The following is a 19,255-nucleotide window of genomic DNA, read 5'->3' as shown; positions in this document are numbered from 1 at the left end:
TGCCCTTGTTCTTACTTTTTTTCGGTCATGGCTGCGTGAAGGCGCAAAGCCTGCCGTGTTTCAAATGTATCATGGACCCGCAAGATCTGCATGCCCTGCGCAATGCCATGCATCGCAACGGCTACGGATCCGGCAACCCTATCGCGGGCCACTTCTGCCTGCCCAATGGTGCCGATGAAACGCTTGCGCGAGACGCCCAGCAGTACCGGAAGACCCAGATCATGTAACAGCGACAGGTTACGCAGCAAAGTCACATTGTGTTCCAGAGTCTTACCAAACCCGATGCCGGGATCGGTAATAATCCGCTCACGCTTGATGCCCTTGCCCTCCGCAAAGCTGATCCGTTCCTCCAGATAATCCATCACGTCGAACAGCACATCGTCATAGCGCGGGTCGTTCTGCATATCCTCGGGACGCCCCTGAGAATGCATCAGGCAGACGGGGACGTCGCGTTCGGCCACAAGATCCGCAAGTTCCGGATCGAAGGTAAAGGCCGACACGTCGTTCACGATATCCGCACCCGCATTCAACGCGGCCTCGGCCACGCGGGCTTTGCGCGTGTCGATCGAGATTGGCGTGGTAACACCCGCTGCACGGATCGCTTCGATCACGGGTGCGGTGCGCTGAATTTCTTCCTGAATATCGACTTCTTCCGCACCGGGCCGGGTGCTTTCCCCGCCGATGTCCAGAATGTCGGTGTCCCCCGCCATCTGACGCGCGCGGGTAACTGCGGCCTCAATCGTATCCAGCTCCCCTCCATCCGAGAAACTGTCGGGCGTCACGTTCAAAATGCCCATCAAACGTGGCTGATCCTGCGTCAGACCGCAGAGCGTCGGGCGAGGGGCGCTAAGGCGTTGAACCGCAGCGTCATCCAGATCGGCCAGATCAACCGTCTGCACCTCGGCGCCGCGCTGACGCTGCAGCGCTTGATCGAACCACAGACTTTCGCTGCCGCACAAAGATTGCCCGGAAAACGGACGGCCGGAGCGGGCGATGGGTTGCATGCGGTGGCTCATGACAGGTCCTCCAACATGACAGAATGCGAAGAGATGCCCGGCGTGTCGGGTGCGTCGCAACCCACCCACAGAATCTGGCAGGCCTGCACCTGCTGCGCGAACCAAAGTGTCAGATCCACAAGGTTGATCGAAATCGGCGCATCCACTGCATCCAGCACCATCTTGGACGGTGCCCAGACGCTCAGTTGTTCATTTTTCAGGCCCCAATCCAGCTCGGTCCGAGTTCCGACCGGCACCACACGGGGGTCAATGGATGCCAGCTGCCACGCCGCCTGATCCGCCTGAAGAAGCACGATATTGCGCGCGGCCCAGCTGTCCTGCATCAGAGGCAGATCTGCATCGACAACCAAAATAGTCGGCACACCATCTTCTTCAAACTGATCAAGAAAAGTCGGCAGAGCCTCTGCGGTCAAGGCGGTCGATGACAGGAAAGCCAGGATCGGAGCTGGGGCATCTTGCGCCTCGACATCGGCATCACCGCTTGCACGATCGCGGACAATCTCGACCCCCAGCTTTCCGGGGCCACGGTCCAGCTTTTCGATCCGTACAAACACGCGCTGAGGCTGCGGCGACAGCAAAAGCCGCTGTGCAATGCGCTCGGCCAAGGTTTCCAGCAGGTTCAGGCGCTCGGCCTCGAGTTCGGCCATGATCGCTTCAGTGATCGTGTCATAGGACAGGATGTCATCCACATCGTCTGTTTCCGCGCCACCGTGGTCAGAAACCTCGACCACAACGCTGAAGCTCAGACGTTGCGTGACACCGCGTTCGGCCTGAAAAGCACCAATTTCCACGTCGACAACGTGATCGCGCACGGAAATACGATCTGCAGGGACGTCCCCAGCCATGGCGCGCGCGCGCGCATCCAAATCAGAAAATGCCAGACTGGCCTCGGTCATTGCATGTCCCCTTTAACTTGGCAGGACCATGCCCCGAACCCGCCCCGAAACGCCAGCCCAAAGCGACGGATCAGAACGATCAGGCGGCTTTAGCCGGGCATCCGATAGAAGCGGTGCACCCCAATTGAGGCGGTTTTCTGGAACCGGCTGGCCCAGCGCGGCGCTACGGCTGTTGTGTGGTAATGCGTGGCCCCAAACGTCAGGTCACGTGGCGCGCCATCTATCATTGTGCGCGCAATGCGCCCCAACCGGTCATGGATGGCTTTTTCGTGAATGACTTCTTCTCGTCCGTCACACGTATAGGTGAACTGGCAGGCGTATTTCTTCCCTGTTCCCTGATGGATCACCCCACAGATCGAGTTTGGAAAGCGCGGGTGATCGACGCGGTTCAGGATCACCTCGGCCACGGCGAATTGGCCTTGCACAGTTTCACCGCGGGCTTCGAAATACAGCGCTTCAGTCAGACAGGTCCATTCGGCATCCTGTTTCGGGACAGGTTGCGCTGACAACCACGCGACCGACCGCTCGAAGCCTTCAGGCGCAGGTTTGGGGGCTTCCGGAAGCACCGAGATCGCGCTCAGCTTCTCGCTTCCCATCGCGCCAAGACCTGAATGCTCTTGCATCAGGGCGGCCCCAAAGGGGTTCGACCCGGGTTCCGAATCCGATGCCAAAGCAGGTGTGAGAGAGCTCATAGCCACGGCACAAACGGCAAGAAACTGAGAATTCCACTTGATACGCATCGAACAACATTTCCCTAGCAACTACGCCGGGAGTCCTATGCGATTGCACGCATTTCGTCCAGTCTTGCGCGGTCAGGGCTTGCTTGGCTTTGGCGAGGTAATCGCCAAATGCGCCGCGGCCAGTCGTGCCACCGGCACCCGGAATGGCGAGCACGAGACATAGTCAAAGCCTGCGTCACGACAGAAGCGGATGCTTTCGGGATTACCGCCATGCTCGCCGCAAATCGACAGCGTCAGGTCGTCATTCTCGGCCCGCCCTCTTTCCGCGCCGATCTCTAGCAGCTCACCGACACCATCGGCATCCAGCATGTGAAACGGGTCTTCTTCATAAACACCCTGAGACACGTATTCGCCCATGAAACGTCCCGCATCATCGCGCGACAGGCCATAGGTCATCTGGGTCAAGTCATTGGTACCGAAGGACATAAATGAAGCATGCTGCGCAATTTCACCTGCGCGCAGGGCAGCACGTGGCGTTTCCACCATCACACCCAAGCGATAGGTAAAGTCAGCACCCTGTTCGATCCTTACAGCAGCGGCGACCGCATCAACACGAGCCTTCACGATCTCGACCTCGCGCTTGGCAGACACAAGGGGGATCATCACCTCGGGCACGACAGGCGCGCCGGATTTTGACGCTTCGACGGTTGCCTCAAAGATGGCTCGGGCCTGCATGTCATAGATCTCGGGCACGGTCACACCAAGGCGCACCCCGCGCATCCCAAGCATGGGATTGAACTCGCGCAGGCCAGCCACGCGGCGCTCGACATCCTTCAAAGGCAGGTCCAACGCTTCGGCAAGTTCGCGCAGGCCTTCGCGGCCATGGGGCAGGAACTCGTGCAGGGGTGGGTCGAACAGACGGATGCAGACCGGTTGGCCCTGCATGATTTCGAACAGCTCGGTGAAGTCGGCGCGCTGCATGGGCAACAGGCGGTCAAGCGCCGCCCGACGGTCATCCGTGTGATCGGCAAAGATCATCTCGCGCATGGCCAAAAGTCGGTCATCGTCGATGAACATATGCTCAGTCCGGCACAGGCCGATTCCTTCGGCGGCGAACATTCGTGCGTTGCGTGCGTCCGGCGGTGTATCAGCGTTGGCACGCACCCCGATATCACGAAACTCATCCGCCCATGTCATCAAGGTCTGGAAGCTTTCACCCAGTTCCGGCGACATCATATCGACGGCGCCAACCAAGGCCTCGCCAGCACTGCCATCAATGGTGATCACATCACCTTCACGAAGCTCCCTACCTTCCGCCGAGCGAAGCTTGCCGTTTCGCTTGTCCAGTGTCAGGTCGCCGGCCCCAACCACACACGGAAGGCCAAGGCCACGTGCAATTACCGCTGCGTGGCTGGTGATCCCTCCACGAATGGTCAGAATACCTTTGGCGGCATGCATCCCGCGAATATCTTCGGGGCTGGTTTCGCGGCGCACCAGAATACAGTTTTCACCTTGCGATGCCAAAGTCTGCGCCGCACGAGCGTTGAATACCATCTTACCCGTGGCCGCACCCGGACTGGCGGCGATGCCGCTTGCGAAGTGATCGCGCTTGCCGTCAGGGTCAACCTGACTGTGCAAAAGCTCGGCCAAGGCCCGGGGTGGGATGCGCATAACTGCGTCAGAGCGGGTTATGATGTCATCTTTTGCCAACCCGACAGCGATACGAACATTGGCCCGTTCAGACCGCGGCACCCGTACAGCGTCCAGAATGAACAGCTGTTCGTTCTCGATGGTGAACTCAATCTCCATCTCTTCGCGCAGGCGGGCGCGGCAGAACTCGCCATAGCGGACGAGGTCTGCGAAACTCTGCGGCAGGACTTCTTCGATCGACCGACCGCGCGGATCTTTGGTCAAATACATGACGTCGCGATCTTCCGCATCTGCCAGCGCATCACGCCCCTGACTTTTGCACAGGTAACGTCCACGAATTTCACGGTGCCCAGTGGTGCCGTTCACAAACTGGATCACGCCAGACCCGCAAATCCCCTGCCCGACACCCAAAACCATTTGCTGCACGACAAGCCCAAGCCCGGCATCTGCAGGTGCCCCCTTGGCTTGACGCAAAAGCCGTGCTGTCGTGCCTTCCCAAGCCCGCGCCATCGAGCGCAGGATCTCCGCCAACTGAACTTTGGGGTCTTGCGGAAAATACTCGTCGGTCTCTTCCTCATAAAGATCCAAAGCTTCGCGCAGCGTGTCGGCAGAAGGGGTGGTCAGGGCGTCAAATTCGTCCGGGTCCAGACGCCCGACATGCACCGCATATGACTGAATGAACCGCAGGTATAGCGCATTGGCCGCGGTTTCCCCGTGGGAATTAACCAGATGCGCATGGACCTTGTCATTCATGCCGATGTTCAGAATGGCCCCCGGCCCGCCCCAATCCGGATCTTCCGAGGACGGACGCACGGACACCAGCGGATCAGGTCCAAACAGCGCCAACATCGCGTCCAGATCGGGCAATTCCCCGGCCGAGACACCGTGTACAGAACCAAAATCAAGAGCCACCGTACGTGGCACCGGCATATCCAGACGGATCAACCGTTGCAGACACTTGGCCCGCCCGCCATGCAGAGACGTCTCGATCTCTGCGGTCGGGGTGATCTCCGTAAATCCTGAAGTCTGATTATTCTGCACCGCAGCACCGCCTTTCACCCGTCACCATAGCGCGGATGTTCTGTCACACAAGGGTTACATATGCTCGGGAAAGCCGGAATGGCATAAGGGGCGTTTCCGCCCCCTTTAGCCTTCAATACGGGACAAATCTGCCACGCCGCCGCAGATCGTACGAATGCGCGACAGCAGGTTCAGTCGGTTGCGCCGGATCACCTGATTGTCCGAGTTGATCTGCACAGCTTCGAAAAACGCGTCGATCGGCGCGCGCAGAGCAGCCATAGCGCTCATCGCGGCAGCGAAATCTTCGCCCTCCATGGCCGGTGTGATTGCAGCCTCGGCAGCATCAAGAGCGGCAAACAACGCCGTCTCGCTGTCGTCTTCAGCAAATTTCACATCCGCCCCATAGGAGTATTCGACGCCGTCTTTTTCTTCGGCCTGCGCCAAGATATTTGACGCACGTTTCACACCTTGGATCAGGTTACCGCCATCCTCGGTCGACAGGAACGCAGCCAAGGCCTCGGCCCGTTTGACCAGAAGCGTCAGGTCATCATTGCCCGGCATGGCAAGGCAGGCGTCGATCACGTCGTGGCGGATGCCCTTGTCACGCAGATAGACCTTCAGACGGTCGTGGAAGAACGAGAGAAGATCGTCGGATGCATCCGGAATTTTGCTTTCAAGAGCAAGAAACGCGGTAGCAGGTAGTTCGCCAAGTCTCTCTTTTACCGTTTCAAAAGCGGCACCAAACACGCCGTGGTCTGCGATTTCGCTCAAGAGTTCCTGAACGTTTTCTTCCGAAAGCGCGGGATCAAGTTGGTTCTCAACGCGCAGCAAATGCGCGTCAAACAGCTTGTCCAGCTCGAGCCGCAGATTGTTGTCCAGCACAAGGCGGATGACACCCAGCGCAGCGCGGCGAAGCGCAAACGGGTCTTTCGATCCGGTGGGTTTTTCGTCAATCGCCCAGAAGCCTGTCAGCGTGTCCATCTTGTCGGCCAGTGCGACAGCGACCGACACCGGGGCCGAGGGCACATCATCGGACGGACCAAGCGGCGAGTAGTGTTCAAGCGCCGCAAAGGCAACCTCGGCCGAATAGCCAGCGGGAGCGGCATAGTATTTGCCCATGAGGCCCTGAAGCTCGGGGAATTCATAGACCATCTCTGACGATAGATCGGCCTTGGCCCAACGGGCGGCTTTTTCCACAAGATCCGCGTCGGCATTCACCGACGGCGCCAACGCACGGGCCAGTACGGCAATCCGGTCGATCCGATCCGCCTGTGTGCCCAGCTTGTTGTGGAAGGTCACGTTGGCAAGGCTGTCGAGCCACGGCTGACCGCCAGCCTCGGCCACGCGGATGTCGTTTTCCCAGAAGAACTTGGCGTCTGCCAGACGGGCAAACAGCACCTTCTGGTTCCCGGCCAGAATGGTCGCGCCATGATCTGCGGTTTCGCGGTTGGCAACGGTGATAAACTTCTCGATCCGATCCGTTTTCGGATTCTTCACGGAAAAGAACTTCTGGTGCTCTTTCATCGAGGTTTGCAGCACTTCCGGCGGCAGGTGGATGAAGTCCTCGGCGATGTCACCCATCAGCACGACGGGCCATTCAACCAGACCAGCGACCTCGGCCAGCAGGCCTTTGTCTTCCACGATCTCAAGCCCCTGCGCAAAGGCAGCGCTTTGCGCGTCGGCCCAAATGTGATCGGCGCGCTCGGCGGGCGACAGGATCACTTTAGCGGCTTTCAGCTTGGCTTCGTAGTCGGCAAATCCGGTCACAGCGAAACGGCCCGGCGCCATGAAGCGGTGGCCTTCGGTGCTGTCGCCCGAGGCGATGCCGTCGACGTCCAGAGGCACCACAGTGGCGCCTGCTTCGTCCGACAGAATGCAGAGGATCGAGTGCAACGGGCGCACCCAGCGCAGGCTGCCTGATCCCCAGCGCATCGACTTGGGCCACGGGAAGTTGCGGATCGCGTCCTCAAGAACCTCGGCGATGATCTCGGCCGCAGGACGGCCCTGTTTTTCAATCGTGGCGAAATAGACCGCACCTTTGGGCGTGTCGCGTTCTTCCAACTGGTCGCGGGTCACGCCTGCACCGCGCAGGAAACCTTCGATGGCCTTGTCCGGCGCGCCCACTTTCGGGCCTTTGCGTTCTTCGCGCGTATCGGGCGATTGGGCCAGCAGACCTTCGACCGCCAATGTCAGGCGACGCGGTGTCGACAGCGCGGCAGCCCCCGCATAGGTCAGGCCAGCCTCGACCAGACCATCAGTCACCAGCTTTTTCAGATCTTCCGCCGCGCGCGTCTGCATACGGGCGGGGATTTCTTCGGAAAAGAGTTCAATCAGCAGGTCAGGCATATCGCTTACTCGCTATATTTTTCGTTCAGCTGATGCCAGGCAAAGCCCCGGCCATCAGGGTATATGGCGACGACGCGGTCGACCCCATCTTTAATGTCACGCTCGCCCACGAAGGCCAGTGCTTCGCCCTGTTCAAGCGCGGCCCCGATGGCGACGGCGTCAAAGCAATCGAACCAACTGGGCGCGGTCAGGGGCGTGGCTTCTTCGTAGTGCTCGAAAGTCTCGGTCAGCATCGCAAGGCTCATCGTTGTGGTGAAGCAACTGCGATAGCGGAGGGGCGAGCTGTCGGCGTCGATGCCTTCAAAGCTGTCATAGATCACGATTTCCGGCTGGCCGGTAACCAGATTGGTCATGCGGATACCGTCCTCGGCCGACACTTCGTCATAGAAGGCGTAAAGCTGCAGCCAATAGATCGCAACGCCGGCAATAAGGGCAATTCCCACGATAAATGTCCCTACCAGACGGCCGCTCACGCCGCGTCCCCATCAGCAGCCCAGCCGCCAGCAGCGGTCTGAACGAATGCATCGGCGCACAGTTTGGCCAGCGTACGTACGCGACCGATATAGGCCTGACGTTCCGTGACCGAGATCACGCCGCGCGCATCCAGAAGGTTAAACAGGTGCGAGGCTTTGATGCACTGGTCATATGCCGGGTGCGCCATGACAATGCGTTTGCCGGTTTTCGGGTCCACGTATTCCTGATCGAGGATCGCCTGACACTCGGCCTCGGCTTCCTCGAAATGGCGCAGCAATACATCGGTGTTGGCCACGTCAAAGTTCCAACGCGCGTATTCTTCTTCGGTCTGCTTGAACACATCGCCATACGTCAGCGCGATCGGAGCATCCGGCGCGTTGAACGGCATGTCCATCACGTGATCGACGCCCAGCACATACATCGCCAGACGTTCCAAACCATAGGTCAGCTCGCCCGAGACAGGTTTGCAGTCATGTCCGCCGACCTGCTGGAAATAGGTGAACTGGCTGACTTCCATGCCATCACACCAAACTTCCCATCCCAGACCCCAAGCGCCCAGTGTGGGGCTTTCCCAGTCATCTTCCACGAAGCGAATGTCGTGCAGATCCATGTCGATGCCGATGGCTTCGAGCGAACCAAGGTACAGCTCTTGCAGATCGGGTGGGCTGGGTTTGATCAGCACCTGGTACTGATAATAGTGCTGCAAGCGGTTCGGGTTCTCGCCATAGCGCCCATCGGTCGGACGACGCGACGGCTGCACGTAAGCTGCTGCCCAAGGCTGCGAGCCAAGCGAACGCAACGTGGTGGCCGGGTGGAACGTACCTGCACCGACCTCCATGTCGTACGGCTGCATCACTGCGCAGCCCTTTTCGGCCCAATAATTCTGAAGCCGCAGGATGATTTCCTGAAAGCATTGCGGTTTGGTCTTGGTCGTGGCCATGGCGCTGCCCTGAACTGGTTTGTGCGAAGTCTGCCACTCAATAGGCGCTGGGTGTAACAGGGTCAACGCGGGAAACGGGCACAAGGGTTGGGTTTTCCTGCCCCAGCGCTCTATAAATTTCCGAAAGGCGGCATGGCGATATTGACCTTCACGGGCGCCGATGTGTTACTTGCGCGAAATTCAGCCTAATTTGCCTTTTATGGCTACGAGGATCCATGACCAAACAATTTGCCTTTGCATTGGCCACCGGCCTTCTTCCCATCGTGGCCTCGGTGCCCGCCACCAGCGTTGTTGCACTGCTCTCGGCTGGGCCGGCCGCGGCACAGCAAGCGACAAACAGTCAGGCGGTGCGGTGGATTCAGGTTGAAGCCCAGCCGACGCTTGGCCAAGCCGAAGCGCGTGCGCGTGCCTATGCAGGGCGCCTTGAAGGCGTGAGCGGATTTCGCATCGGTGGCAATTGGTATGCCATCGTTCTTGGGCCGTACACGGAACGGGCTGCCGACGTGCAGCTGCGCAACTTGAAAAACGCGGGCCTGATCCCGCAAGATAGCTTCATCGCCTTTTCCAACCAGTTCCGCCAGCAATACTGGCCCGTGGGCGAAAGCACACTGGCCGCTGCGCCGATTGAAGAACCCGCCGCACCGGCAGTCGAAACCGCCCCAGAACAGCAAACCGAAACCGTTGCCGTGGTTCCCGCCACGCCGACCGAGCCGGTTATCGTCATTCAGGAAGAAACCAAGCGCGAGGCATTGGCAAGCGAGCGGGCGTTGGATCGTGATGCGCGCAAGGCCCTGCAGGTCGGACTTCAGTGGGAAGGGTTTTACACCTCGGCCATTGATGGAGCGTTCGGCCCCGGCACCCGCCGATCGATGGCCGCGTGGCAAGCGGACAAGGGCTATGACCCGACAGGCGTTCTGACCACCCGCCAACGCGCGGTGCTTCTGGACAACTACCAGTCTGTTCTAGAGGCGCTTGGCATGGCGCCTTACGAGGATCAGACCGCAGGTCTTGCCATGGCCATCCCCGCGGGCATGGTCGAATTTGACCGCTACGAAGCCCCGTTTGTGCATTTCAAAACCAAAGACGACAACGACGTTCAACTGGTGATGATCAGCCAGACCGGGGACCAGAACACGTTGTTTGGACTCTATGACATTCTGCAAACGCTCGAGATCGTGCCAACCGGTGGCCCGCGCGAGCGCGGCAAGAACGGCTTCACCATCGAAGGTGAGGACGACAAGATCACCTCGTTCACGCAGGTCAAGCTGGTTGACGGCACCGTAAAAGGCTTCACGCTTGTCTGGCCCAAGGGGGATGACAAGCGTCGCAATCTGGCCTTGCGCGACATGAAAGCCAGCTTTGCTTCGCTCGGATCGCAAGCGCTGGCAGATGATGCCGGGCTGGATGCCTCGACGCAAAGTCTGGACCTTGTGTCCGGGTTGGAAATTCGCACACCGGAACGCTCGCGGTCGGGCTTCTATGTGGATGGTGCTGGTCGCATCCTGACCACAATCCAGGCCGTGCAATCCTGCGCCCGCGTCTCAATCAATGACGAGTTCGATGCCAATGTGGTTGCCACGGACGACGCACTGGGTCTGGCATTGCTGGAACCCGCGACGGCACAAGCTCCGATCTCGTTCGCGACCTTCCTGGCTGCTGAGCCGCGCCTGAAATCAGACGTGGCCGTGGCAGGCTTTTCCTACGAGGGTCGTCTGAGCGCGCCCAGCCTGACCTACGGCACCCTGTCCGAACTGACCGGGTTGAACGGCGAATCCGAGCTGTCGCGCCTGACCCTTGCCGCCCTACCCGGTGATGCGGGTGGTCCGGTTTTGGACGCTGGCGGATCGGTGATGGGAATGCTTCTGCCTGCAGGCGGCACCTCCGGACGCACCCTACCCGCCGACACCAACTTTGCGATGGACGCAGGCACCGTGGCCGAGTTTCTGGCCGCAAACGGTGTTGCGACCAACACGACGGACAGCGTCACCTCGGTCGATCCGGTCGAGCTGAACACCAAGGCCGCCGATATGACGGTTCTGGTTAGCTGCTGGAACTGATCCGAGGCGCATCGCAATAAGCAAAGGCTCGGGCAGATCGCCTCGGGCCTTTTTGATTGTCGATTTCAAAGATTCAAATTGTTTGGAGCGAACTCAATCTGCCTCAACCCAAAGCAGTTTATCGCCGCGGATTTCCTCTACGACGGTTTCGGCTCTGGCACGAACACCCGGAGCTTGGTTAAGCCCCATAAACTCGGTTTCTACTTTTACCAAGTACGACACCACTTCGGCATCTGACGCACCCCTTCGCAACTGCCCCGCTGCGTTCATTAGATAGGTGTCATACTCGTCAACAAACGAGAGGTACTCGTCATCATTCCAATTCTCGCCATCAGACATCAAGCCAATTGGGTCCCAAAGCCGCCAACCAATATCTCGCAAACGCGAAAGGTCTATCTTGGGATGGAGCGATTGGGATGACATCGTGGGACTCCTAGGAACATTCTTTCGACACTACCCAGCACTACTTTCAATATACCGAATACAGCTTTGCAAAACTCAGCCCGCTTCACCCCCGCCAGAACGTCACGGTGAACAGGACGAACACAGCCAGCAGCTCCAAGCGCCCGATAAGCATCGCCGCAATCAAGATCCATTTGGCGGTGTCGCTGAGCCCCGCGAAATTGCCCGCCGGCCCAATCTGGTCCCCCAAACCGGGTCCGATATTTGCCAAAGCCGCCGCGGCACCGGACAGGGACGTGGTAAAGTCCAATCCTGTCAGGCCCAGCGCAACAGCCGTCACGCCCAAGGTCACGACGAAGAACACGAAGAACCCCATGACCGATGACAGGACTTCTTCGTCCACGCGACGCCCACCATACCGAGGTGTAAAGATACCGTGTGGCGAGTGGATCGACTGAATTTGTGCTTTAATCGAAGACAGCAGCAACTGATAGCGGAAGATCTTGATTGAACAGGCCGTCGATCCAGCGCATCCCCCGATCAGGCCCACGAAAAAGAACATCACAACTGGGAACCCGCCCCACATCATGTAGTCCTGCGAGGCATAGCCCGTTCCCGTTAAGATCGAGGTCAGGTTGAACAATGTTTTGCGCAACGCTTCTTCGCTGGCCTGACCATCCGCCAACCAGCGCCACAGCGCCAGCATCGCGACAACCACCACCAGCGTCATGAAAAAACCGCGCACCTGCGGGTCAAAAAGCAGTGGGCGTGCGGTGCCCTGAAGGATCTGCACGTAACGCACGAACGGCAGGGCAGCCAGCAACATGAAGACCACGGCCGCATATTCGGGTCCGGCCCCAAACGCCCCGAAAGACGCATCATAGTTCGCATACCCACCCGTCGCGATGGTGGTCATTGCATGAGTCACGGCGTCGAAAAAGTTCATTCCCAGCGCAAAATAGGTGACCGCGCACAGCGCCGTCAGCGTGAAATAAATCACCGAGATACGTGACGAAATCTCGGTCGCCCGGGGCAGGATTTTACCGAATGTATCAAAGCCCTCGGACCGGAAGATCTGCATGCCGCCGACGCGCAATTCGGGCAGGAACACCATGGCCACAACAATGATGCCGATGCCGCCAAACCACTGCAAAAGCCCGCGCCAAAACAGAAGTCCTTTGGGCAAATCTTCCAGACCAGACAACACCGTCGATCCAGTGGTGGTCAGCCCTGACATGGCCTCGAAGAACGCATCCACGGGGCGGGCGTCAAGTTCGCCCAAGGCAAAGGGCAAAGCCCCAAAGATGGGCAGCGCCACCCAGACACCGGTGGTCAGAAGAAAGGTTTGTTGGATTGTCAGGCCTTTGCCCACGCCGTTTGCCGTGGACAGCGCCATCGACCCGCCGATCAGCATCGTCACAACCGCGCTTTGCAGAAACACCTGCCAATCAGGATTGTTGTCGACAAGGTCGACCACAACCGGGATCAGCATCGTCGCGCCCAAAACGGCGACGAGAAGCCCGATAACATAGATGACAGGTCGCAGGTCCAACATGGGCGAAGGGTTGGCGCTATGGGCGCAGAGTGTCAAGCATCAGAGTATCGGCAACCCGCGCAGTGTCACCCATTCGCCGCCGTACTAGCCAACGTGAAACAGCGTCGAAAACAGCTTGGGATCAAGGCTTTCGGCCTCGAATGTGTCGCCTTCGATCAGGATCGACACGGCATCGTGGCTGTGCAGGCTTTCCTGATGGCTGGCGACGATGCGGAAATCTCCGATCCGGTCGTCCTGCTGCAATTGTTCGCAGAACAGACGGGCAGCATCTTCAACAAAGATGGGGTTCGCGGCGTTCAGTTCCGCAAAGGCCTGTTCGTCTTCGCGTTTCACCATCACCTGCGTTTCGGTCGGCACCGCCACGCGGCACAGATCAATCAGATCCTCGAACCAAAGCGTGCCCGAGGGCTGATGGATCTTCTCGACCGAAATCCGCGCGACCGAGCGCTGCGAATGCGGTGTCGCCAGTTGCCCGCGCATCTGGCGTGCGTGCTCGGACAGCTCGAGCGAACAGGGGCAGGTCGAGCTGTAAACATAGTCCAGATGCAGGAACTTGCGTCGCTTACCGCGATGCTCAACCAGTTCCAGCGCGATGTCATAGTATTGATAACCAGACAGGCCAGACCGCAGGCTCTCTACCCGCGCGGGATAAGAAAAGCGCATCTCAATCCGCGCATCCAAGCTTTCCAGATCGTTCTTATAATCATCCAGCGCAGCTTCGATCACATCAAAACTGAAGGTCTTTTCCGCATGGCCGTAGAAGCTGCGCATAATGCGCGACATGTTGATGCCCTTCTTGCCCGCCTCAAGGCTGACCGACCCCGTAACCGAGGTTTCCAGTGTGACATCCGACCCGTCGCGGGTGTGATAGCGGATCGGCAGGCGGAAATTGGAAATGCCCACATGCTGGATATGCCGCTTCGCGCCTTGGATCAGGCTGGCCGGGCCGTTCTGCAGATCCGGCATCGACGCCTTATAATCCGCATCCGGCTCGAAATCGCTGGGATAGGTGCGGCTGAGTTCAGGATAGTTCGGCAGGTCCGCCGACGGCAAAAGCCGCGCAATGGCCGGGTCCAACGCAGCCACTTCAACAGGGTCCGCCTTGGCAGCCCAGTTGCGCAGAACCTCGAGAGCATCCTGTGCCTGCGCGGTATCCACCGCGTCACCGCCTTTGCGCTTCATCTGGTTCATATCGAACCCCCATCCTGCTGTCGCACGTCTATATCATATTCGTTTGACACATAAACGCCAAACGCGATGGACGAAATGCGACAGATCAGGCCGCGTCCAAGCCGCTCAGAAGATCCGCGATCAGATCATCGATATCCTCAAGCCCGATGGACAGGCGCACCAGACCATCCGAAATACCCAGCATGTCCTTCTGCTCTTGCGGAAGGCGCTGGTGCGTCGTGGTGGCCGGGTGCGTCGCGATGGATTTCGCATCCGCGAAGTTGTTCGAGATCGTGAAGATCTGAAGCGCATTCAGGAAGCGGAAGCAGGCCTCTTTGCCGCCATCCACTTCGATGGCCAGCACGGTTCCGCCCGACGGCGCCTGCTGGATCGCAATGTCGTATTGCGGATGCGAGGGGTGGGTCGGATAGCTGATCCGCGACAGTTTCGGGTGGCCCTGAAGCGCATCCGTCACCTTCAGCGCCCCCTCGGCCTGCGCCCGCACACGCAAATCCAACGTTTCGAGCGCTTTCAGATGGGTCCACGCGGCGAACGGGTTGATCGCACCGCCGGTATGTTTGACATAGGTCTCGATCGGGCCGCGGATCAGCTCGCGCGAGCCGCAGATAGCCCCGCCCAGCATCCGGCCTTGGCCGTCCACGTGCTTGGTCGTGGAATAGACCACCAGATCGGCGCCCATTTCGGTCGCATAGGAAAAGATCGGCGTTGGCATGGCGTTATCCACCACAACCAATGCGCCATTCGCATGGGCGATCTTCACCACATGGGCCAGATCAATCACTTCAAGCGTCGGGTTCGAGATCGCTTCAAGGAAGACAACCTTGGTATCGGGACGGATCGCATCTTCCCACGCCTGATTGTCGGTGCCGTCAACCAGAGTGATTTCCACGCCGAACCGACCCAGAATATCCTCAAGCACATAAAGGCACGACCCAAACAGCGCACGCGAAGACACGACGTGGTCGCCCGCCTGCGTCAGAGCCATCAAAGCGCCGTTCACTGCCGCCATGCCGGACGCACAGGCAAAAGCGTCTTCCGTGCCCTCCATCGCGGCAATACGGTCTTCGAACATACGGTTCGTGGGGTTGCCGTAGCGCGCATAGATGAACTCGTCATGGCCGCTTTTGATGAAGCGGGCTTCGGCGTCCTCGGCGGTTGGGTAAACAAAGGCCTGTGTCATGAACATGGCCTCGGACAGCTCGTTAAACTGGCTGCGGCGTACGCCACCATGGACAGCTTCGGTCCGTTTTCCCCATTTCGTCATCGCGCGTTCCTTTCGCACAAAAAAACCCCCACCGCAGAGAGCGTCGGGGGACACAGCACGGGATGCCCCGCCTACCCTGACCTCTTTAGCGGAATATTTCACGAGGCCCGCAATCCGGTGGACAAATCGCCTCGGACACAGCCCTACCGCCTGTAAACTAAGGCGTCAAGAGCCGCCAAGGATTGGCTCGCCACATCGTGAAAACTGCATGCTTGCCATTTTGCAGGGGAATGCCATGTTCTGAAGGACGCGAAAGGAAACACGATGTCCGAACCCATTGAACTTTACTATTGGCCGACGCCAAACGGCTGGAAAATCTCGATCGCATTAGAAGAGATGGGCCTGCCCTATGAGGTGAAGCTGATCAATATCGGCGCAGGCGATCAATTTGCGCCCGAGTTTCTTGAGATCGCGCCGAACAACAGGATGCCCGCGATTGTTGATCCTGATGGTCCCGACGGGGCGCCTATTTCGGTCTTTGAAAGCGGCGCGATCCTACAATACCTCGCCCGCAAGACCGGGCAATTCTATGGCGAGACCGAGCGGGATCGGGTCGTTGTCGAAGAGTGGCTAATGTGGCAAATGGGCGGGCTGGGGCCGATGGCGGGTCAGGCGCATCACTTTCTGAAATACGCGCCTGCCATGGATCCACCGCAGGACCTGCCCTATGCCAAGGATCGCTATCGGGCCGAGGTTGCCCGCCTATACGGCGTCATGGATCGGCGTCTGGCCAAGACACGTTATCTGGCTGGCGACTTCTTTTCGATTGCCGACATGGCCTGTTGGGGCTGGGCATCGCTGTGGGAAGGCCAGCAGCAGGATCTAAGCGACAAGCCCAACCTGTCTCGCTGGCTGGAGGAGGTCGGCGCACGCCCCGCCGTTCAGCGTGGCCGCGCTGTTGCGGCTGAAAATCGCAGCAATCTGGAAGATGACCGCAAAGCGCAGGAACTGTTGTTCAAGCGGTAAAGTCTTGCATTCGGGCGGGCCTAGGACGCTTCTTCGTCCGTCCCGAAACGCTTGAAAAGACCCGCTTGAGACATGAAAAACCCAAAGGTTGCCACGGGCAGACCGAAGGTTTTGAAATTCACCCAGGCATCCGTGGACATCATGCGCCAGATCGCCTCGTTCGCGACGGCCAGCAGAAGGAAGAACACGGCCAGCCGCTTGGTCAAGATCATCCAACCCTCGCGTTCCAGCGGCAGCGCTTTGTCCATCACGGCCTCAAGATAGCTTTCGCCGCGCATCAGGCCAAAGCCCAGAAGCCCCGCAAACAGCAGATAGATCATTGTGGGCTTCATCTTGAAGAAGCGTTCGTCGTTGAACCAGATCGACAAGCCACCAAACCCAATCACCAGCACCAGCGTGACGATCTGCATTTTCGACAGGTGGCCGGTCAGTTTCCACATCGCCAACGTGGCCAGCACCAGCACCGGGATGAACATCGCCGTGACGGCGACAAAGCCTGAATACTCGGTCCCCGCGACCATGAAGGTCTGATCTTTCAAGAACGTGTAGGCGGCGAAGAACAGGACAATGGGTCCGTATTCTAGCGCGCCACGCAGGGCGGGGTTTACCTGTTTCTCGGTCATGGGAACTCCTTCATCCGCCCATTTCGACTAGCACGGCGCCCGCCGCAATCAAAGCCATCATCACAAGCCTACGTGGCCCGACCTTCTCGCCCAGCACGATCCAGCCGATCAAGGCCGCGAACACGGTCGAGGTTTCGCGCAACACCGCTGCCTCGCCCACACTGTCCAGACGTGTCGCCAGCATGATCGAACCAAAGCTGGCGAAGGCCACGAAGGCCCCCAACACACCGCGCCCCATCAAGGGGGCAAGTGCAGGACGCGCGGCCATGTTCTTCCATCTAAGGGCTGCAATCACCGGCATGAAGAACCCGTCGATAAAAAAGAACCAGGCGAGGAAGGTAAACGGGTCTGCAGTCGCGCGGATGCCGTACGCGTCATAGGTGGTATAGGCAGCAACGAACCCACCGGTTAGCACCGCCATCGCAAGGGCGGGCCTCAGCTTGTCCCGACCGAGGGGCCAATGGCGCAGGTTGTAAGCAGCCAAGGCGAAAATCCCGGCCACAAGGGTCAACACGCCGACCCATTGCAGAGCCGTGAAGCTCTCACCAAACAGGAAACCCGCGCCGATGACCGTGAACAACGGACCTGTGCCACGCACCACGGGGTAAACCACGGTGTAGGAGCCCAGCACATAGGTATAGCTTTGCGCCAGTTTGTAGCCCACGTGGATCACAAACACGACGGCGAAGATCGGCCACATATGCGGCTCGGGCCACGGCACCACGAACAGCGCAAACGGGGCCGCGATCAGGCCATAGCTGAGATCAATCGCCCCGCGCGACAGCCACGGATCATGGCGCCCTTTTTGAAGCGCGCCGAAAAGCGCATGCAGAAAGGCCGCAGACAGCGCTAGGACCAGCGCAAGGTCATGCCCAGCGGGCGTACCTTCAAGCGACGTCAGCCAGTCGCTCATTCCGCATTAATCCGTGATGCCGATCAGGGCACGCGAGAACTCTTCGGGGTCGAACGGGGCCAGATCGTCGATTTGCTCGCCCACGCCGATGGCGTGAATCGGCAGCGCAAACTTGTCCGCCAGCGCAACCAAGACGCCGCCTTTCGCGGTACCATCCAGCTTGGTCATCACAAGGCCCGACACATCGGCCAGATCTTGGAACGTACCGACCTGAGACAGCGCGTTCTGGCCGGTGGTGGCATCCAGCACCAACAGCGTGTTGTGCGGCGCGCTTTCGTCTTTTTTCTTGATGACACGGACGATCTTGGCCAGCTCTTCCATCAGGTCCGAGCGGTTCTGCAAACGCCCCGCCGTGTCGATCATCAGAAGGTCGGCGCCATCGGCCTCGGCCTGTGTCATGGCGTCAAAGGCCAGCGAAGCGGGGTCGGATCCTTCGGGCGCGGTCAAAACCGGCACGCCAGCACGATCACCCCAGACCTGAAGCTGCTCGACCGCGGCGGCCCGGAACGTATCCCCTGCAGCGATCACAACCTTCTTGCCCGCAGCGGTGAACTGGCTGGCCAGCTTGCCAATTGTGGTGGTCTTGCCGGCACCATTAACGCCCACGATCAGCACGACCTGCGGACGCTTGGAGTAAAGTGGCATGGGGACGGCCACGGGTTCCATGATCCGTGTGACCTCACTCACCAGAACCGCTTTGATTTCGTCCACCGACAACTTCTTGCCGTAGTGGCTTTCCGAAATGTTGGCGGTCACGCGCATGGCCGTGTCAACGCCCATGTCAGACGTGATCATCAGATCCTCGAGGCTTTCCAGCATGTCATCGTCAACTGTGCGCCGAACGACCTTTTGGGCTTCGCGGCGACCGAACATGCGGCCCAAAAGGCCCGGTTTCTCGGCGGCTTCAGGGGCCGCTTCAACAAGAGCCTCAGCCGGTTGGGCAGCGGGTTCCGGTTCCGGTTCCGGTTCCGGTTCCGGTGAAACCTCGGCGGGCTCTTCAACAATCGCAACAGGCTCGGGCTCGGGCTCGGGCTCGGGCTCGGGCTCGGGCTCGGGCTCGGGCTCGGGAGTTGCTTCTTCAACCGGAGAAGGTACGTCAACGGACGTGGGGTCCGGAGCCTCAGCCGGGGCCTCGGCCTCGACCTCCTCGACCAGCTCTTCCTCGCCGCCATCTTCGACGATCGCCTCAAGCCCTTCTTCAAGCTTCGACGACGATTTGAACAACCGGTCCTTCAGTTTCGAGAAGAATGCCATGCGAGCGC

Annotated in this window: 16 protein-coding genes and 1 riboswitch; of the genes, 2 read left to right on the top strand and 14 right to left on the bottom strand. The window is 59.3% G+C overall.

Annotated elements, in window-relative coordinates; all coding sequences use genetic code 11:
- Positions 1 to 11: 11 nt before the first annotated feature.
- From folP to ALP8811_RS02145, 7 genes are all read right to left on the bottom strand, one after another.
- Positions 12 to 1,016: a dihydropteroate synthase gene (gene folP, locus ALP8811_RS02175; RefSeq protein ID WP_108855554.1), complete on the bottom strand. Its 1,005-nt coding sequence runs from the start codon at positions 1,014 to 1,016 to the stop codon at positions 12 to 14.
- Positions 1,013 to 1,912: a dihydroneopterin aldolase gene (locus tag ALP8811_RS02170; protein WP_108855553.1), complete on the bottom strand. Its 900-nt coding sequence runs from the start codon at positions 1,910 to 1,912 to the stop codon at positions 1,013 to 1,015. The genes folP and ALP8811_RS02170 overlap by 4 nt, the downstream gene beginning before the upstream one ends.
- Positions 1,913 to 2,001: 89 nt before the next feature.
- Positions 2,002 to 2,604 carry a cell wall hydrolase gene (locus tag ALP8811_RS02165; protein WP_108857386.1) on the bottom strand — a complete coding sequence of 201 codons (603 nt, stop codon included), beginning with the start codon at positions 2,602 to 2,604 and terminating at the stop codon, positions 2,002 to 2,004.
- A 120-nt stretch (positions 2,605 to 2,724) separates the two neighbouring features.
- Complete coding sequence (ppdK, locus tag ALP8811_RS02160; RefSeq protein ID WP_245924512.1) at positions 2,725 to 5,283, bottom strand: pyruvate, phosphate dikinase; 2,559 nt, start codon at positions 5,281 to 5,283, stop codon at positions 2,725 to 2,727.
- 105 nt (positions 5,284 to 5,388) lie between these two features.
- Positions 5,389 to 7,608, bottom strand: coding sequence for a glycine--tRNA ligase subunit beta (gene glyS / locus ALP8811_RS02155; RefSeq protein ID WP_108855552.1), 2,220 nt, complete (start codon positions 7,606 to 7,608; stop codon positions 5,389 to 5,391).
- A gap of 5 nt (positions 7,609 to 7,613) precedes the next feature.
- On the bottom strand, positions 7,614 to 8,081 hold the full coding sequence (locus tag ALP8811_RS02150) for a DUF6446 family protein (protein ID WP_108855551.1): 468 nt from the start codon (positions 8,079 to 8,081) through the stop codon (positions 7,614 to 7,616).
- Positions 8,078 to 9,022, bottom strand: coding sequence for a glycine--tRNA ligase subunit alpha (locus tag ALP8811_RS02145; protein ID WP_108855550.1), 945 nt, complete (start codon positions 9,020 to 9,022; stop codon positions 8,078 to 8,080). The genes ALP8811_RS02150 and ALP8811_RS02145 overlap by 4 nt, the downstream gene beginning before the upstream one ends.
- A gap of 215 nt (positions 9,023 to 9,237) precedes the next feature.
- On the opposite strand from ALP8811_RS02145, the gene ALP8811_RS02140 reads away from it, so the two are divergent.
- Positions 9,238 to 11,079 carry a trypsin-like peptidase domain-containing protein gene (locus tag ALP8811_RS02140; protein ID WP_108855549.1) on the top strand — a complete coding sequence of 614 codons (1,842 nt, stop codon included), beginning with the start codon at positions 9,238 to 9,240 and terminating at the stop codon, positions 11,077 to 11,079.
- 93 nt (positions 11,080 to 11,172) lie between these two features.
- Here the strand turns inward: ALP8811_RS02140 and ALP8811_RS02135 are convergent, their stop codons facing one another.
- From ALP8811_RS02135 to ALP8811_RS02120, 4 genes are all read right to left on the bottom strand, one after another.
- Positions 11,173 to 11,502, bottom strand: coding sequence for a hypothetical protein (locus tag ALP8811_RS02135; protein ID WP_108855548.1), 330 nt, complete (start codon positions 11,500 to 11,502; stop codon positions 11,173 to 11,175).
- Positions 11,503 to 11,587: 85 nt separating this feature from the next.
- Positions 11,588 to 13,036, bottom strand: coding sequence for a TrkH family potassium uptake protein (locus ALP8811_RS02130; protein WP_108855547.1), 1,449 nt, complete (start codon positions 13,034 to 13,036; stop codon positions 11,588 to 11,590).
- Positions 13,037 to 13,120: 84 nt separating this feature from the next.
- Positions 13,121 to 14,227, bottom strand: coding sequence for a GTP cyclohydrolase FolE2 (folE2, locus tag ALP8811_RS02125; protein WP_108855546.1), 1,107 nt, complete (start codon positions 14,225 to 14,227; stop codon positions 13,121 to 13,123).
- Positions 14,228 to 14,312: 85 nt separating this feature from the next.
- Complete coding sequence (locus ALP8811_RS02120) at positions 14,313 to 15,491, bottom strand: aminotransferase class I/II-fold pyridoxal phosphate-dependent enzyme (protein WP_108855545.1); 1,179 nt, start codon at positions 15,489 to 15,491, stop codon at positions 14,313 to 14,315.
- Between the two features lie 64 nt (positions 15,492 to 15,555).
- Positions 15,556 to 15,634, bottom strand: a riboswitch (SAM riboswitch).
- 121 nt (positions 15,635 to 15,755) lie between these two features.
- Here ALP8811_RS02120 and ALP8811_RS02115 point away from each other — a divergent pair.
- A complete protein-coding gene (locus ALP8811_RS02115) occupies positions 15,756 to 16,457 on the top strand; it encodes a glutathione S-transferase N-terminal domain-containing protein (RefSeq protein ID WP_108855544.1) in 702 nt (233 codons plus the stop codon).
- Positions 16,458 to 16,477: 20 nt separating this feature from the next.
- On the opposite strand, the gene ALP8811_RS02110 is transcribed toward ALP8811_RS02115, so the two are convergent.
- The 3 genes from ALP8811_RS02110 to ftsY are packed head-to-tail and all read right to left on the bottom strand — an operon-like array spanning position 16,478 to position 19,247.
- A complete protein-coding gene (locus tag ALP8811_RS02110) occupies positions 16,478 to 17,080 on the bottom strand; it encodes an inner membrane-spanning protein YciB (protein WP_108855543.1) in 603 nt (200 codons plus the stop codon).
- Between the two features lie 10 nt (positions 17,081 to 17,090).
- Complete coding sequence (locus ALP8811_RS02105; RefSeq protein ID WP_108855542.1) at positions 17,091 to 17,993, bottom strand: EamA family transporter; 903 nt, start codon at positions 17,991 to 17,993, stop codon at positions 17,091 to 17,093.
- A 6-nt stretch (positions 17,994 to 17,999) separates the two neighbouring features.
- On the bottom strand, positions 18,000 to 19,247 hold the full coding sequence (gene ftsY / locus ALP8811_RS02100; RefSeq protein WP_108855541.1) for a signal recognition particle-docking protein FtsY: 1,248 nt from the start codon (positions 19,245 to 19,247) through the stop codon (positions 18,000 to 18,002).
- Positions 19,248 to 19,255: the final 8 nt, after the last annotated feature.

It is taken from the genome of Aliiroseovarius pelagivivens (genome assembly GCF_900302485.1).
Taxonomy (GTDB): domain Bacteria; phylum Pseudomonadota; class Alphaproteobacteria; order Rhodobacterales; family Rhodobacteraceae; genus Aliiroseovarius; species Aliiroseovarius pelagivivens.
Note: the sequence above shows the minus strand (reverse complement) of the source record. Positions and strands in the feature narration are given on the sequence as shown.

Bases quoted from the DNA above. Each gene is read 5' to 3' on its own strand.
- folP (WP_108855554.1), bottom strand. From the start codon at position 1,016: ATGAGCCACCGCATGCAACCCATCGCCCGCTCCGGCCGTCCGTTTTCC.
- ALP8811_RS02170 (WP_108855553.1), bottom strand. From the start codon at position 1,912: ATGACCGAGGCCAGTCTGGCATTTTCTGATTTGGATGCGCGCGCGCGC.
- ALP8811_RS02165 (WP_108857386.1), bottom strand. From the start codon at position 2,604: ATGAGCTCTCTCACACCTGCTTTGGCATCGGATTCGGAACCCGGGTCG.
- glyS (WP_108855552.1), bottom strand. From the start codon at position 7,608: ATGCCTGACCTGCTGATTGAACTCTTTTCCGAAGAAATCCCCGCCCGT.
- ALP8811_RS02145 (WP_108855550.1), bottom strand. From the start codon at position 9,022: ATGGCCACGACCAAGACCAAACCGCAATGCTTTCAGGAAATCATCCTG.
- ALP8811_RS02140 (WP_108855549.1), top strand. From the start codon at position 9,238: ATGACCAAACAATTTGCCTTTGCATTGGCCACCGGCCTTCTTCCCATC.
- ALP8811_RS02135 (WP_108855548.1), bottom strand. From the start codon at position 11,502: ATGTCATCCCAATCGCTCCATCCCAAGATAGACCTTTCGCGTTTGCGA.
- ALP8811_RS02130 (WP_108855547.1), bottom strand. From the start codon at position 13,036: ATGTTGGACCTGCGACCTGTCATCTATGTTATCGGGCTTCTCGTCGCC.
- folE2 (WP_108855546.1), bottom strand. From the start codon at position 14,227: ATGAACCAGATGAAGCGCAAAGGCGGTGACGCGGTGGATACCGCGCAG.
- ALP8811_RS02120 (WP_108855545.1), bottom strand. From the start codon at position 15,491: ATGACGAAATGGGGAAAACGGACCGAAGCTGTCCATGGTGGCGTACGC.
- ALP8811_RS02115 (WP_108855544.1), top strand. From the start codon at position 15,756: ATGTCCGAACCCATTGAACTTTACTATTGGCCGACGCCAAACGGCTGG.
- ALP8811_RS02110 (WP_108855543.1), bottom strand. From the start codon at position 17,080: ATGACCGAGAAACAGGTAAACCCCGCCCTGCGTGGCGCGCTAGAATAC.
- ALP8811_RS02105 (WP_108855542.1), bottom strand. From the start codon at position 17,993: ATGAGCGACTGGCTGACGTCGCTTGAAGGTACGCCCGCTGGGCATGAC.
- ftsY (WP_108855541.1), bottom strand. From the start codon at position 19,247: ATGGCATTCTTCTCGAAACTGAAGGACCGGTTGTTCAAATCGTCGTCG.